The organism is Mycobacterium sp. 852002-51152_SCH6134967 (genome assembly GCF_001667105.1).
Classification (GTDB): Bacteria; Actinomycetota; Actinomycetes; order Mycobacteriales; family Mycobacteriaceae; genus Mycobacterium; species Mycobacterium neumannii_A.
In genome coordinates, this window is the sequence record NZ_LZIK01000004.1 from 1 (window position 1) to 14,007 (window position 14,007).

Sequence of the window (14,007 nt, forward strand, 5' to 3'; positions counted from 1 at the left end):
TCGCTGGTGATCGTCGTGTCGGTCACCCTGCTGGTATCCCTGGCCGTCTACGGTTCCAACGGCAACTTCAACCTGTCCGGGTAGTGGCACCTTGACGACCAACCAGCAGACGTCGGCGCCCGCGCAGCCACGTGAATACGCAAGACCGGCAGCGGGACTCATCGCTGTCCTCGCGGTCGTCGCGGTCGTCGCCATCGCCGTCGCGCTCTTCCGCGGCGACTTCACCAAAACCGAACCGGTCACCGTCGTCACCGACCGCGCCGGCCTGGTGATGAACCCCGACGCCAGGGTCAAGCTGCACGGCGCTCAAGTGGGCACTGTCGCGTCGGTAGAGCCTCTGCCCGACGGCCGTGCCGCGATCCACCTCGCCATGGACCCCTCCGCGATGGAGCTGATACCGGCCAACGTGCGTGTCGACATCTCGTCGTCGACGGTGTTCGGCGCGAAATCCGTTGCACTGGTGCCGCCCGCGGACCCGTCCCCGCAGGGGCTCCGTGCGGGTCAGGTGCTCGACGCCGACCACGTCACCGTCGAGATCAACACCATCTTCGAACAACTCGTCTCGGTGTTGAACCGCATCGAGCCCGCCAAGCTCAACGAGACGCTCGGGACGCTGGCCTCGGGTCTGAGCGGGCGGGGCGAGAAGTTCGGGCAGACGCTGTCCGATCTGGACGCAATGCTCGCGAAGATCGATCCCAGCCTGGGGAATCTGAGTCACGACATCGCGGTCATGCCACAGGTTCTCGAGGCCTACGCCGACGCCAGCCCCGACCTGCTGGCCATCGTCGACAACGCCACCAGCATCAGCGACACGATCGTCGACAAACAGCAGGACCTCGACACCCTGCTGCTCAGCACGATCGGGTTGGCCGACATCGGCGACGAAGTGCTCACCGGCAACCGCAAGGCGATCACCGACGTCGTCCACCTTCTGGTGCCCACGACCGACCTGACCAACCAGTACCACCCGGCACTGAATTGCGTTCTGGCAGGTATGGTCCCGCTGGCCACCGCTGCACCCTCGCCGGTCCCCGGAGTGCTGCTGCTCGACTCCTTCGTGTTGGGCTCCGAACGCTACCGCTATCCTCAGAACCTGCCCAAGGTCGCGGCCAAGGGAGGACCCCAGTGCGCGGGACTGCCCGACGTCGGCTACGAAACGCGGGCGCCCTATGTCGTCAGCGACATCGACGCCAGCCGCGCGCAGTACGGCAACCAGGGGATCCTGCTGAACTCCGATGCGCTCAAGCAGGCGCTGTTCGGCCCGATCGACGGTCCGCCCCGCAACACCTCGCAGATCGGACAACCGGGATGAGCGGCGTGGGAACAGCCATCAAACTGAGCGTCTTCGGCGCGGTGATGCTGCTGTTGACCGGAGCGCTGTTCGCGATCTTCGGCCAGTACCGCACCGGGTCCGCACACGACTACTCCGCGGTGTTCACCGATGTCTCCGACCTCAAACCCGGGGATTCGGTGCGGGTTTCGGGTATCCGCGTCGGCACCGTCCACGACGTCTCCCTGCAACCGGACAACACCGTCGTGGTCACCTTCGACACCGCGCCCGACATCGTGCTCACCACCGGGACCAAAGCCGCGGTGCGCTACCTCAACCTGGTCGGCGATCGGTACCTCGAACTCCTCGACGGGCCCGGCTCTACGAGGGTCGCCGGCCCCGGCTCGCAGATCCCCGCCGACCGCACCGAGCCGGCCCTGGATCTGGACCTCCTTCTCGGCGGGCTGAAGCCCGTGATCCGCGGCCTGAACCCCGACGACGTCAACGCGTTGACCCGCTCGCTGATCCAGATCCTGCAGGGGCAGGGCGGAAACCTCGAATCGCTGTTCGCCAAGACCGCATCCTTCACGAACTCGATCGCCGACAACGGCCAGACCGTGCGGAACCTGATTGACAACCTCAACGCGGTACTGGCCACCATCGCCAAGGACGGGAACAAGTTCTCCGGCGCGGTGGACCGTCTCGAGAAGCTGATCACCGGCCTGGCCGCCGACCGCGACCCGATCGGGGAGGCGATCACCGCACTGGACAGCGGGACCGCATCGCTCGCCGATCTGATGAGCCAGGCCCGGCCACCACTTGCCGGCAGCGTCGATCAGCTCAACCGCGTCGCTCCGCTGCTCGAGAAGGACATACCGCTCCTGGATGTCTCCCTGCAGAAGACGCCGCAGAACTACAAGAAGCTCGTGCGTCTCGGCGCATACGGAAGCTTCCTGAACCAATACCTGTGCGGAATATCGGTAAGGGTCACCGACCTCCAGGGCCGCACCGCGCACTTCCCGTGGATCCTGCAGAACAACGGAAGATGCGGGGAGCCCTGATGCTGAAATACCGTGCCCCCTCGCTGATTCGAGCCGGATTCATCGGCGTTGTGGTTATCGTCCTGATCATCGCCGTGGGGCTGCAACCGGAGCGGCTGTGGTCGTGGGCCACCGCCGTCAGATATCAGGCGCTGTTCACCGAGGCCGGCGGTCTGACACCGGGCAACGACGTGAAGGTCTCCGGTATGACGGTCGGCTCGGTGTCCGATGTGTCCCTGGACAAGGGCAAGGCGCTCGTGACGTTCACCGTCGACGGAAAGGTCCGCGTCGGATCCCAGACCACCGCGCACATCCGCACCGGCACTCTGCTGGGGGAGCGCACGCTGGCCCTGGAACCGGCGGGCGATGACCGGGTGAAGCCGCTGTACGTCATCCCGCTGTCGAGGACCTCTTCGCCGTACTCGCTGACCGAGGCGGTCAGCGAGTTCACCGCGAACACGACCGACACCGACACCGCGTCGGTGAACCAGGCCCTCGACACGCTGGCCGACACGATCGACCGGATCGCGCCGCAACTCGGACCAACCTTCGACGGGCTGAGCCGGCTGTCACGCTCACTGAACGGACGCGACGAGTCGCTGGGCCGGCTACTCAAGAGCGCCGCCGACGTCACGGGTGTGCTGTCCGAGCGCAGCGAGCAGCTGAACACCTTGATCCTCAACGCCAACGACCTGATGGGTGTTCTCGAGAACCGTCGGTACGCGATCGTCAGCCTGCTCGCCAACACCTCGGCCGTCGCCCAGCAGTTGACCGGTCTGGTGCACGACAACGAGCAGGAACTGGCGCCGACGTTGCAGAAGCTCAACGCGGTCTATGAGATGCTCGAGCGCAACCGCGACAACATCGCCAAGGCCCTGTCCGGCTTGGCCAAGTACCAGGTGACTCAGGGTGAGGCCGTCAACAACGGGTTCTACTACAACGCGTTTGTCGGCAACCTCCTGCCCGCGCAGTCGCTGCAACCGTTCCTCGACTATGCGCTCGGCTATCGCCGCGGGGTGAACGCCGGTCAGCCGCCGGACAATGCGGGGCCACGAGCCGAATTCCCGTTCCCGTACAACGGTATTCCGGGAGGGTCGCGATGATCGGTCGCAAACCCCTGACCACTACGCTGCTGGTGGTCCTGGTGGGCCTGCTCGTCGCCGGAACCGGTGTGGTGGTTCGGCAGTCGTATTTCGGTCCCAGGACCATCACCGCGTACTTCGCCTCCGCGACCGCGATCTATCCGGGTGACGAGGTACGCGTCGCGGGGGTGCGGGTGGGCACCATCGAGTCGATCGAGCCCGACGGAGCACAAGCCCGTATGCGGCTGTCCGTCGACCGTGACGTGCCGATCCCGGCCGAGGCCAAGGCGGTGATAGTCGCGCAGAACCTGGTGTCGGCGCGCTACGTTCAGCTCGCCCCCGCCTACGAGACCAGCGGCCCGACGCTCCCCGATGACGCCGTCATCGGCGTCGACCGGACCGCGGTGCCCGTCGAGTGGGACGAGGTCAAGGAGCAACTGACGCGGCTTGCAACGGATCTCGGCCCCAGCGGCGACATCTCGACGACCTCGGTCAGCCGCTTCATCGACAGCGCGGCCAACGCTATGGACGGCAACGGCGACAAGCTCCGCGAGACCATCACCCAGCTGGCACAGGTCGGCCGGATCCTCGCCGATGGCAGCGGCGACATCGTCGATGTGATCGTGAACCTCCAGACCTTCGTCAACGCACTGCGCGACAGCAACGCGCAGATCGTGCAGTTCCAGGACCGCCTCGCCACGGTGAGCAGCGTCGTCGATTCGAGCAGGTCCGATCTCGACGCCGCTCTCACCTATCTCGCCGAAGCCGTCGGCGAGGTGCAGCGGTTCATCGCGGGAAGCAGAGATCAGACCGCCGAACAGATCCAGCGCCTCGGCGCCGTCACACAGAATCTCGCCGACAATCGACTGGCCCTGGAGAACGTGCTCCACGTCGCGCCCAACGCGATCGGCAACGGATACAACATCTACAACCCCGACACCGGCACCATGATCGGCGGCTTCGCGTTGGCGAACTTCGCCAACCCGGTGCAACTGGTGTGCTCGGCGATCGGGGCGGTCAAGAACGCCACGGCGCCCGAGGCGTCGAAGGCATGCGCGGAATACCTCGGGCCCGCACTGCGATTGCTCAATTTCAACTATCTGCCGATGCCCTTCAACGCCTACCTGCAGAAGTCGCCGAGCCCGGACAACCTGATCTATTCGGATCCCGCGCTGGCACCCGGGGGAGCCGGCGGCGCTCCGGTACCCCCAGAAGCCGCGCCGGCGGTATCGGCGTACACCGGCGCCGGTGACGTGCCGCCGCCGGCGGGGTGGGCCACTCCGCCGGGCCTGCCCGGCGCCTACGCACCGCACGGACTGCCGGCCGCGCCGCAACCCGCCCTGTTCCCGGGTGCGCCGGTTCCTCCGGGCCCACCCACGACGGCCTCGCAGCCGACGACTCTCGAGGAGATGTTGATGCCCGCCGAGGCACCGGCGCCGCCGGCGACCCCGATGGGGCCGTCATGACGCGCCGCTCGATCCGTCGCCTCGTCGTGGCGTGTTGCGTCGCCCTCGCGATGACCGGGTGCACGTTCGAAGGCGTGAACTCGCTGCCGCTCCCGGGCACGGTGGGACGGGGTGAGGGCGCCGCCGTGTATCACGTCCAGATCGCCAATGTCGGATCCCTGGAACCCAATTCACCGGTCATGCTCGGCGACGTCGTCGTCGGCAGCATCGGCAAGATGAAGGTGACGAACTGGCACGCCGACATCGAGGTGTCGGTGCGGCCCGACGTCGTGATACCGGCGAATGCGGTGGCGACTGTGGGGCAGACCAGCCTCCTCGGGTCGATGCACCTGGCGCTGGATCCCCCTCTGGGACAGGCGCCCAGCGGCACACTGAAACCCGGATCGACCATCGGACTCGACAGGTCGTCGACGTACCCGTCCACCGAGCAGACGCTGTCCTCGCTGTCGGTCGTGGTCAACGGCGGCGGCCTCGGGCAGATGGGTGACATCGTCCGCGAGTTCAACGCCGCACTCACCGGACGCGAAGACCAGATCAGGGACCTGCTGGTCCGCCTGAACGATTTCATCGGGATGCTCGACACCCAACGCGACGACATCAACGCCTCCATCACCGCGATGGATCGCATGTCCGGCACGTTCGCCGCCGAACGCGACGTCATCACCAATGCACTGCAACGCATTCCGCCCGCTCTCGATGTCCTGATCAAGGAACGGCCGCGCATCACCGAGGCACTGGAGCGCCTGGGACGGTTCAGTGACACGGCGACCGGGCTGATCAACGACACGAAAGACGACATCGTGCGCAACCTCGCCAACCTCGAACCTACGTTGCACGCGCTCGCCGACGTCGGCCCGAGTCTGGGCACCGTCCTCGCCTACGCGCCGACGTTCCCCTACACGCAGAGTTTCATCGACCGTGCGATCCGCGGCGATTACATGAACCAGTTCATCATTTTCGACTTCACCATTCCGCGGCTCAAGCGGGGGTTGTTCCTCGGCACCCGATGGGGGCAGGAGGGCGCGCCGATGGTGCCCGCCCCGGGCGATCCCTGGTATCTGACCTACACTCTGGACCCGTTGAACGCGCCGATCACGCCGGCGCCCACCGAGGTCGCCGAGCCACCGCTGCTGTTCGAAAGCGTTGACGGGCAAGACGATTCCGACCAAACCGTCGAACACAGATCAGGTCTCGCGACGGACGGCGCAGCGGTCGCCGGCGGAGGCGACAACTGATGTTGACGCGCGTCGTTCGTAATCAGCTCATCATCTTCACCATCGCCTCGGTGATCGGCATCGCGTCGATGGTGTTCGGCTACATGCAGGTGCCGACGCTGTTGGGCATCGGCCGCATCACAGTGCAGCTCGAACTGCCCGGCACCGGAGGTCTGTACCGGTTCTCGAACGTGACCTACCGCGGTGTCCAGATGGGCAAGGTCCTCGACGTGCGCGCCACCCGCGAGGGCGCCGTCGCGACGCTGTCTCTGAACACCGCGCCGAAGGTTCCTGCTGATACCCGGGCGGCGGTACGCAGCGTGTCCGCGGTCGGAGAACAGTACGTCGACCTGGTTCCCGATGACACGAACGGACCGTTCCTGCAAGACGGCTCGGTGATTTCCCGAGAGAAGGCTTCGGTACCGCAAGCCGTCGGCCCGATGCTCGATCAGGTCAGCGCACTGGTCGACAGCATTCCGAAGGACAAGATCAGCGGTCTGCTCGACGAGTCGTTCAAGGCGTTGGACGGGGCCGGATACGACTTCGGTTCGCTGATGGACTCGTCGGCGAAAATCGTCGGTGACGGCAACGCGATCGCCGACAGGACGCGGGCGTTGATCGACGACAGCCTCCCGCTGCTCGACGGTCAGGCGCAATCGGCCGACGCCATCCGCAGTTGGGCGCGCAGCGTGGCGGGTATCACCGGTCAACTGGAGGCCGATGACGCGCAGATGCGCACGATCCTGGAGACCGGTCCCGGCGCGGCGGACGAGGCCTCGCGGTTGTTCAACGACGTTAAGGCCACATTGCCCGTGCTGTTGGCCAACCTGACATCGGTCGGCGAGGTCGGTGTGACGTATCATGCTGCGCTGGAACAACTTCTGGTACTGTTTCCCCCTTACGTGGCGGCCACGCAGACCGTCGGCGTGGCGCGCAACAACCCCACCGGCATGGCGCTGGGGGATTTCACGCTGGTGATCAGCGACCCGCCCGCGTGTACGGTCGGATTCCTACCGCCGAACCAGTGGCGCTCACCAGAGGACGAGACGATCGTCGACACACCCGACGGCCTGTACTGCAAACTGCCGCAGGATTCGCCGATCGGGGTGCGCGGTGCGCGTAACTATCCGTGCCTGGCGCAACCGGGCAAGCGCGCGCCGACCGTCGAAATGTGCCAGAGCGACAAGCCGTTCGCGCCGTTGGCGATGCGCCAGCATCCGCTGGGCCCGTACCCGATCGATCCGGGCCTGATCGCCCAGGGCGTCGCGCCCGACGACCGCGTCGACTTCGACGAGCGGATCTACGGTCCGGTGCAGGGCACGCCGATGCCGCCCGCCCAACCAGGCGAAGCTGCGCCGCCGCTGTCCGGCGGTCCAGGTCCCGCCGCGGCCCCGAGTTCCTCGAGCTCCGGTGGCGGGCCGTCCGTCGCCTTCGCCCCCTACGACCCGCAGACGGGTCAGTACGCGACACCCGACGGGCAGGTGTTCCGGCAAGCCGATCTGGTGGCGCCCGCCGGTGCGCGGAAGTGGCAGGACCTCCTGGTCCCGAGTGGGTGATTCGGTCAGTCGCCGTTCTTGACGAGCTTGAACGGCATGGTGATGAACACCGGTTTGCTGACGCCGCACGCGCCGCTCGGGCCGGTCGTCTGATCCTCACCGGCCAACGTCGTCGACGCGGGGTCGGTCATGCTGCCGTCCTCGTTGACGGGGACGAACCGGAATACCTGGAGGCCCGGGGCCGTGGTGCCGTCAGGACATGGAATCCAGTCCTGGACCGTGTGCTTGACGTACCAGACGCCACCCGTCTTGTAGATCGGCGCCGTCCAACCGAAATCGCTGAGGACGGTGCCCGTGCACTCGGTCGGGTAGCTGCACGTCGTCGTTATGGTCCACGTGCTTCGCAAGCTGGCTTCGTCGCGAAACACCTCGTTGGTCTTGGCGTATTCACCGTTCGAGGTGGCGGTATAGCTGCCGTTGAGTCCCCACTGGTCCTCGGTGGCGTTGGCGGCACCGGCGAACCCGATCCCTGTCACAGCGACAATGACGACACATCCCGCGACACCGGGTATCCGCATCGCCGACTCCTTCACGATCGTGGCGAGGTCAACCTAAATCGGTTCTGGCACCGAGATCGGGTAACGCCCGCTCAGTGGAACAGGCGATCCCGCTGAGTGGCACCGCCGCGGCCCGCCGTCGCCGACATCACGTATCAAGGAGACGTGCCTGCGCAACGTCGCTCCGGGGTCAGCGTTCGCGCCGCGCTGGTGGTGGTGATGCTGGCCCTCCCGCTGCTGACCGTCCCCGGAGTCGGTCGTGCCGAGACCGTGTACGGAAACTTCCATCTGGTGATCGACGGGCGCTACGACTTCCACACCTGGCTGTGGGCAGTGTCGCGTTGCCCCGGCGAATGTGTGCACGTACAGGCCATCCCGCAACCCATCGCGAAGGCGTTCGCGTACAGCGGGGACGCCCAGTTGGCAGCCGGCCGGTACACCCTTACCGTCGACGTTCCGGACGGGCTGCGCTGCGGCAACGTCTACTACGGTCCGGTGATCCCGACCCGCGACGTCTACTCATGGGACGCCGTGACCCGATCGGGCATCCTCGAGTCCTCGTTCGCGACCGGCTGTGACGGCGCGCCGGGCGGGACCATCACCTACCCGTTCAGCCTCGCTCGCCTGTAGCAGAGCCACGGCTGGCTGCCGAACGAAATACCGTGGACGCGACCGCTCCACATCCCGTTCAATGCAGGAATGGTGAGCCGTACCCGCAGCGGGGTGCTGATGGCGGTTGCGGCGATGCTGTCCGTGCAGACTGGCGCGGCGGTCGCGGTGACGCTGATCGACCGTATCGGCGCCGAAGGCGCGGCCTGGCTGCGGCTGGCATGGGCAGGTGTGCTGATGCTCGTCATCGTGCGGCCGCGACCAAGCGCGTTCACCTGGGCGACTTTTCGGATGTGCGTGCTGCTCGGTGTCGTCACTGCCGCCATCACCTTATTGTTCATGGCGGCGCTCGCCCGCATTCCCTTGGGCACTGCCAGCGCGATCGAGTTCCTCGGTCCCTTGGCCGTCGCGGTCGCGCACGGGACCGGAAGGACCCGCCTCCTGTGGCCGGGGTTGGCCGCGGCGGGGGTCGTGCTGCTCACACAACCGTGGGCCGGCGAGATCGATCCGGTCGGCGTCCTTTACGCGCTGGCGTCGGCCGCCTGCTGGGCGGCGTACATCCTGTTGACCCAGCGGGTCGGTGACGAGGTGGTGGGCATGTCCGGTTTGGCGGTGTCGATGCCGGTCGCTGGTTTGGTGGCGACGCTCGCCGTCGGCCATCTGGTGCTGCCTCGAATGTCTCCTGAGATCCTGCTGATCGGTATCGGACTGGCGATCCTGCTGCCGGTCGTGCCGTTCGCGTTGGAACTCCTGGCGTTGCGCAGACTCACGACCGCGGCGTTCGGCACGCTGATGGCTCTCGAACCCGGCTTCGCAATGGCCATCGGCCTCATCATCCTGCATCAGGTGCCCAGGCCACTCGGAGTGCTCGGGATGTGCTTCGTCGTGGCCGCCGGCATGGGCGCCGCCCGCGCCGGGGCTCGCGAGCCCCCGCTGCCCGCCGAGGTCGGCGCGTGAGTTCGCGCCGAGTTCTGCACGAGGGTCGTGATTACGCCGGATTCGCAGCCCTGGTGCAGAACTCGGCGCACCCGGGCGCGTAGCGTGCGCTAGACGTCGATCCGCTTGCGCCGGTACAGGGTTCCCGCTGCCAGCAGGACGAGGCTGATCACCAGGATCGCCGTGGCGAGAACGTTGATCTGCGGCGGCACCGCGGCCTTCACCGCCGCGTTGACATACAGCGGATACGTCACCGTCGAACCGCTGACGAAGTAGGTGATGATGAAATCGTCGAGCGACAACGCGAACGACAGCATCCCCGCGGCGACGATGCCGGGGACGATCAGCGGCAGCGTCACCCGGAAGAAGGTCCGCGTCGGACTGGCGCCGAGGTCCATCGACGCGTCCTCGAGCGTCCAGTCGAATCCGCGCACCCGGGCGCGCACTGTCATCGCGATGAAGCTGACCTCGAACGCGATGTGCGCCAGCACGATCGTCACATAGCCGGTGGCCCAGCCGAGGTCGAGGAAAAGCACCAACAGCGCCGCACCCATGACCACCTCGGGTGCCGTCAGCGGCAGCACGAGAAATGTGTCGACCGCGCGCTGGCCCCGCCACCGTTGGCGCACAAGGGCTATCGCCACCAGCGAGCCCAGCACCAATGCAACCGCGGTGGAGACAGCGGCGACGTTGATGCTCAGCTTCAGCGCCTCGGTCAGCGCGGGATACTTGAACGGATCGGCCCAGTTGTCCAGGGTGAAACCCTGCCAGCTGTAGTTGAACTTGCCCTTCGGGTCGTTGAACGAGAACAGTACGATCACGAAGATGGGCAGGAACAGGTACAGCAGCACCAGTCCCGCGACGGCCCGCAGCAGCCAATCACCCCATCGCGGCGATCCCTTGACTTTCTTGGCCGGCGTGAGGCTGGTCGCGGCGTCCATCGCCTGGACGGTCATACGAGTTCCTCCGTGCCCAATGCCCGGGTGTAAAGGAGGACACCGACGAGGATGATGCCCATCAGCACCATGCTCAGCGCCGCCGCTGCCGGGTAGTCCTTGACGACCAGGAACTGCTGCTGAATCACGTTGCCGATCATCGTCGTTTGGGTGCTGCCCAGATACTCGGCGTTGATGAAGTCACCCGCGGCCGGGATGAAGACGAGCAGGCTGCCGGCCAGCAGCCCGGGAAGCGACAGCGGCAGGATGACTTTGGTGAAGCTGCGGGTGTTGGACGAGTACAGGTCCTTGGAGGCCTCGATGAGTCGGGGATCGATCTTCTCCAAGCTGACGTACAGCGGCAGGATCATGAAGATGATCCAGTTGTAGGTGAGGCCCCCGATGACGGCCCAACTGGTCGACAACAGCCGCCCGTCGGCGGGCAGCAGCCCGATCGCGTCCAGCGCGCCGACCACCCAACCGTTGTCGGCCAGAATGGTTTTCCACGCGATGGTGCGGATCAGGAACGTCACGAAGAACGGCAGGATCACCAGTCCGAGGATGAGGTTCTTGAAACGCCCGGCCTTGAAAGCGATCACATACGCCAAGGGGAACGAGAGCAGCACGCACAGCACCGTCGCGGTGGTCGCGTAGCCGAACGACCGCAGTATCTGCTCCTGATACTTGCTGAACGCCTCGGCGTAGTTCCCGAAGTCCCATGAGAACGTCAGTGTCGGAAGGAAAATCGAGCCGCTGGCCTTCGACAGAGACATCCGCGCCAGGGAGATGAACGGAATGACGAAGAACACCGCCAAGTACGCCATCGCCGGCAGGATCATCAGATACGGTGCGATCCTGCTGCGCTGTCGGCCGCTACTGGCGACTCCCGCCATCTATCAACCGCCGGTGACTTCGGCGTACATCGTGGCGTACTGCTGCTTCTGCTCGTCCTCGAGCGGAGCCCAGGCCTTGATCCGGTCGAGGGTGGATCGCGGGGGATTGATCAGCTCGTTCTTGCCCAGATTCGGGTCGATCCGGTCGAGTTCTGCCGTCATGTCCGAGAGCACCGGAACGAACTGCGTGAAGGCGATGAGTTTGGCGTAGTTGGCCCGGTCGTAGACGAAGTCGATCCACGCTTCGGCGGCCTTCTGGTTCTGCGTGGTGTAGGGGATGACCATCGTGTCGAGGAAGTCGGTGCCACCGGTCTCCGGTACCACGAACTGCAGGTCGGGGTTGTCGGCCTGTAGCTGCACCACATCGCCCGAATAGGCTTGCGCGACCACGACATTGCCCGCAGCCAGGTCGTCGGCATAGTCGTTGCCGGTGAACCGGCGGATCTGGCCTCGGTCGTTCTGGTCGCGGACGAGGTTCACCGCATTCTGCACCGATTCGGTGTTGGGCGATGCGGGGTCTCCGCCCTGGGACTGCATGATCATGCCCAGGCCGTCCTGGAAGTCGGAAAGCATACTGACGCGGCCCTTGAACGCCGGATCCCACAGATCGTCGATCGTGGTGATGTCACGTCCGGTGGCGGCGCGGTTGTAGGCCAGGCCGACCATGCCGGTCATGTAGGGCGCGCTCCACTTGCGGCCCGGATCCATCTGCGCGTCGAGCAGGTCGGGTCGCAGATTCTTCTTGTTCGGAATGCCGTCTTCGCTGAAGTCGTTGACCCAGTTCAGCTTCCGGATCTGTGACGCCATGAAGGAGGTGGGCACCACGAGGTCGGTGCCGATGTCCTGCTTGCGCGACAACGGTTCCTTGACCTTGGCGAACCATTCCTCGTTGTCGTTGAAGTCTTCCTTGTAGTCGACGGTGATACCCGAGCCCTGCTGGAAGGCGGCGATGAACCCCTCGGCCATGTACAGCGGCCAGTTCGAGATCCGCAGTGTGCCGCTCGCCGGTCCGCCCTCTTGGGTGGTGGTGTCGGAAGTGCTGCTGTCTGATCCACACGCCGCGAGGAACGACGGGCCGAGCACCACGGCGGCGGCCGCAGCGGCGCCTCCACCGATGAAGCGGCGGCGCGACGTGCGGTTGGCGGCGAAGCGGGAGAGGCGGGGATCCATCTCGTAGGGCATGGGCGGCTGTGCCTTTCGTCGGAGGGAGGGGAGGGGCCGACAACTTCCGAGTCGCCGCTCGGGGCGGTGCCGGATCGCCACGGGTGACGATCAGGAATCGTCGAGCATCTCCTCGAGATCCTCGGCGGTGGGAATGTCGGCTGCAGGCAACACGAGTGAGGCGTCCGGTGTCCAGCAGACGTGGACCTCGTCGCCGGGGCGCAGCAGCGGCAGATCCTCCTCGGGGCCGATGTGGGCGATCATCGCCGAGTCATCCGGCGCAGCCAACGACAGCCGAACCACCGGACCCTGGAAGGTCAGATCGGTGACCGTCGCGCGCACGCCGACGAGATCACCGGTGGGAGCATCCATGCACACGCGGATCCGTTCGGGCCGCACCATCAGCGTCGCGTGGCCTCCGGGTTCGATCGTCGTCTCGCCCGGCCGCGCTTTCAGCGTCGAGCCCAGCACCTCGATCTCGACGTAATCCCGGTTGGCCCTTCCGGTCTGGCGGCCCGCCCAAAGGTTGGCCTGCCCGATGAAGCTCGCGACGAACACGGTGGCGGGTCGGTCGTAGATCTCCGTCGGCGTACCGATCTGGTCGACGTTGCCGGCGTTCATGACCGCGATGCGGTCGCTCATGGTCAGCGCTTCCTCCTGGTCGTGGGTCACGTAGATGAACGTGATCCCCACTTCGCGCTGAATGCGTTTGAGCTCGAACTGCATCACCTGACGCAGCTTGAGATCCAGCGCGCCGAGCGGTTCGTCGAGTAGCAGCGCGCTCGGATAGTTCACCAGAGCCCGCGCCAGCGCGACGCGTTGTTGCTGCCCGCCCGAGAGCTGGCCCGGACGGCGATCGGCGAAATCGGTCAACCGGACGATCTCGAGGAGCTCGTCGACCCGCTTACGGATCTCACTTTTGGCCAGCTTCTTGCTTCGGGGACCGTATGCGACGTTGTCCCACACCGACATGTGCGGAAACAGCGCATAGTGCTGGAACACCGTGTTGACGTTGCGTTTGTGAGGCGGAACTTTCGAAACATCGACACCTTCGAGCCGGATCGCACCGTCGGTGGGGCTTTCGAACCCGGCGATCATGCGCAGGGTGGTGGTCTTGCCGCACCCCGACGGTCCGAGCATCGAAAAGAATTCGCCCGAGGCGATGGAGAAGTCCGCGTCGGCCACGGCGACGTAGTCGCCGAAGCGTTTGGTGACGTGGTCGATCTCGATGACCGGGGCGCCCGACGGGCGGGCCGCCTCGCTGTGTCCCGATGATCGGTCGACGGCGGTGGTGTGTGTGCCGGTCAGTGCGGATCCTCCTACGGGCAGCCCCCTGAGCTGTGGGTAA

The 14,007-nt window shown here is 65.9% G+C and carries 13 protein-coding genes; 8 read left to right on the top strand and 5 right to left on the bottom strand.

Features of this window, described 5'->3' with window-relative positions:
- Positions 1-91: 91 nt before the first annotated feature.
- The 6 genes from A5790_RS00140 to A5790_RS00165 are packed head-to-tail and all read left to right on the top strand — an operon-like array spanning position 92 to position 7,628.
- Positions 92-1,312, top strand: coding sequence for an MCE family protein (locus A5790_RS00140; RefSeq protein WP_066840402.1), 1,221 nt, complete (start codon positions 92-94; stop codon positions 1,310-1,312).
- Positions 1,309-2,331 (top strand): MCE family protein, encoded by a 1,023-nt coding sequence (locus tag A5790_RS00145; RefSeq protein WP_066840404.1) that lies wholly within the window; start codon positions 1,309-1,311, stop codon positions 2,329-2,331. Before A5790_RS00140 ends, A5790_RS00145 begins: the two co-directional genes overlap by 4 nt.
- Positions 2,331-3,413: an MCE family protein gene (locus A5790_RS00150; protein WP_066840563.1), complete on the top strand. Its 1,083-nt coding sequence runs from the start codon at positions 2,331-2,333 to the stop codon at positions 3,411-3,413. Before A5790_RS00145 ends, A5790_RS00150 begins: the two co-directional genes overlap by 1 nt.
- On the top strand, positions 3,410-4,858 hold the full coding sequence (locus tag A5790_RS00155) for an MCE family protein (protein WP_066840405.1): 1,449 nt from the start codon (positions 3,410-3,412) through the stop codon (positions 4,856-4,858). The genes A5790_RS00150 and A5790_RS00155 overlap by 4 nt, the downstream gene beginning before the upstream one ends.
- A complete protein-coding gene (locus tag A5790_RS00160) occupies positions 4,855-6,093 on the top strand; it encodes an MCE family protein (protein ID WP_082961501.1) in 1,239 nt (412 codons plus the stop codon). The genes A5790_RS00155 and A5790_RS00160 overlap by 4 nt, the downstream gene beginning before the upstream one ends.
- A complete protein-coding gene (locus A5790_RS00165) occupies positions 6,093-7,628 on the top strand; it encodes an MCE family protein (RefSeq protein ID WP_066840407.1) in 1,536 nt (511 codons plus the stop codon). The genes A5790_RS00160 and A5790_RS00165 overlap by 1 nt, the downstream gene beginning before the upstream one ends.
- Positions 7,629-7,633: 5 nt before the next feature.
- Here the strand turns inward: A5790_RS00165 and A5790_RS00170 are convergent, their stop codons facing one another.
- Positions 7,634-8,146 carry a hypothetical protein gene (locus A5790_RS00170; RefSeq protein WP_066840564.1) on the bottom strand — a complete coding sequence of 171 codons (513 nt, stop codon included), beginning with the start codon at positions 8,144-8,146 and terminating at the stop codon, positions 7,634-7,636.
- Between the two features lie 198 nt (positions 8,147-8,344).
- On the opposite strand from A5790_RS00170, the gene A5790_RS00175 reads away from it, so the two are divergent.
- Positions 8,345-8,755, top strand: a complete 411-nt coding sequence (locus A5790_RS00175) for a hypothetical protein (protein ID WP_156656260.1) — start codon at positions 8,345-8,347, stop codon at positions 8,753-8,755.
- 69 nt (positions 8,756-8,824) lie between these two features.
- The gene (locus tag A5790_RS00180; RefSeq protein ID WP_066840409.1) at positions 8,825-9,691 is read left to right on the top strand and encodes a DMT family transporter; all 867 of its coding nucleotides are present in this window, start codon (positions 8,825-8,827) and stop codon (positions 9,689-9,691) included.
- A gap of 89 nt (positions 9,692-9,780) precedes the next feature.
- Here the strand turns inward: A5790_RS00180 and A5790_RS00185 are convergent, their stop codons facing one another.
- The 4 genes from A5790_RS00185 to A5790_RS00200 form a co-directional block, all read right to left on the bottom strand.
- Positions 9,781-10,626 (bottom strand): ABC transporter permease, encoded by an 846-nt coding sequence (locus A5790_RS00185; protein ID WP_066840411.1) that lies wholly within the window; start codon positions 10,624-10,626, stop codon positions 9,781-9,783.
- Positions 10,623-11,498 (bottom strand): ABC transporter permease, encoded by an 876-nt coding sequence (locus A5790_RS00190; RefSeq protein ID WP_064425540.1) that lies wholly within the window; start codon positions 11,496-11,498, stop codon positions 10,623-10,625. Before A5790_RS00190 ends, A5790_RS00185 begins: the two co-directional genes overlap by 4 nt.
- A gap of 3 nt (positions 11,499-11,501) precedes the next feature.
- Complete coding sequence (locus tag A5790_RS00195; protein WP_066840413.1) at positions 11,502-12,680, bottom strand: spermidine/putrescine ABC transporter substrate-binding protein; 1,179 nt, start codon at positions 12,678-12,680, stop codon at positions 11,502-11,504.
- 90 nt (positions 12,681-12,770) lie between these two features.
- Positions 12,771-13,799, bottom strand: coding sequence for an ABC transporter ATP-binding protein (locus A5790_RS00200; protein WP_369829748.1), 1,029 nt, complete (start codon positions 13,797-13,799; stop codon positions 12,771-12,773).
- Positions 13,800-14,007: the final 208 nt, after the last annotated feature.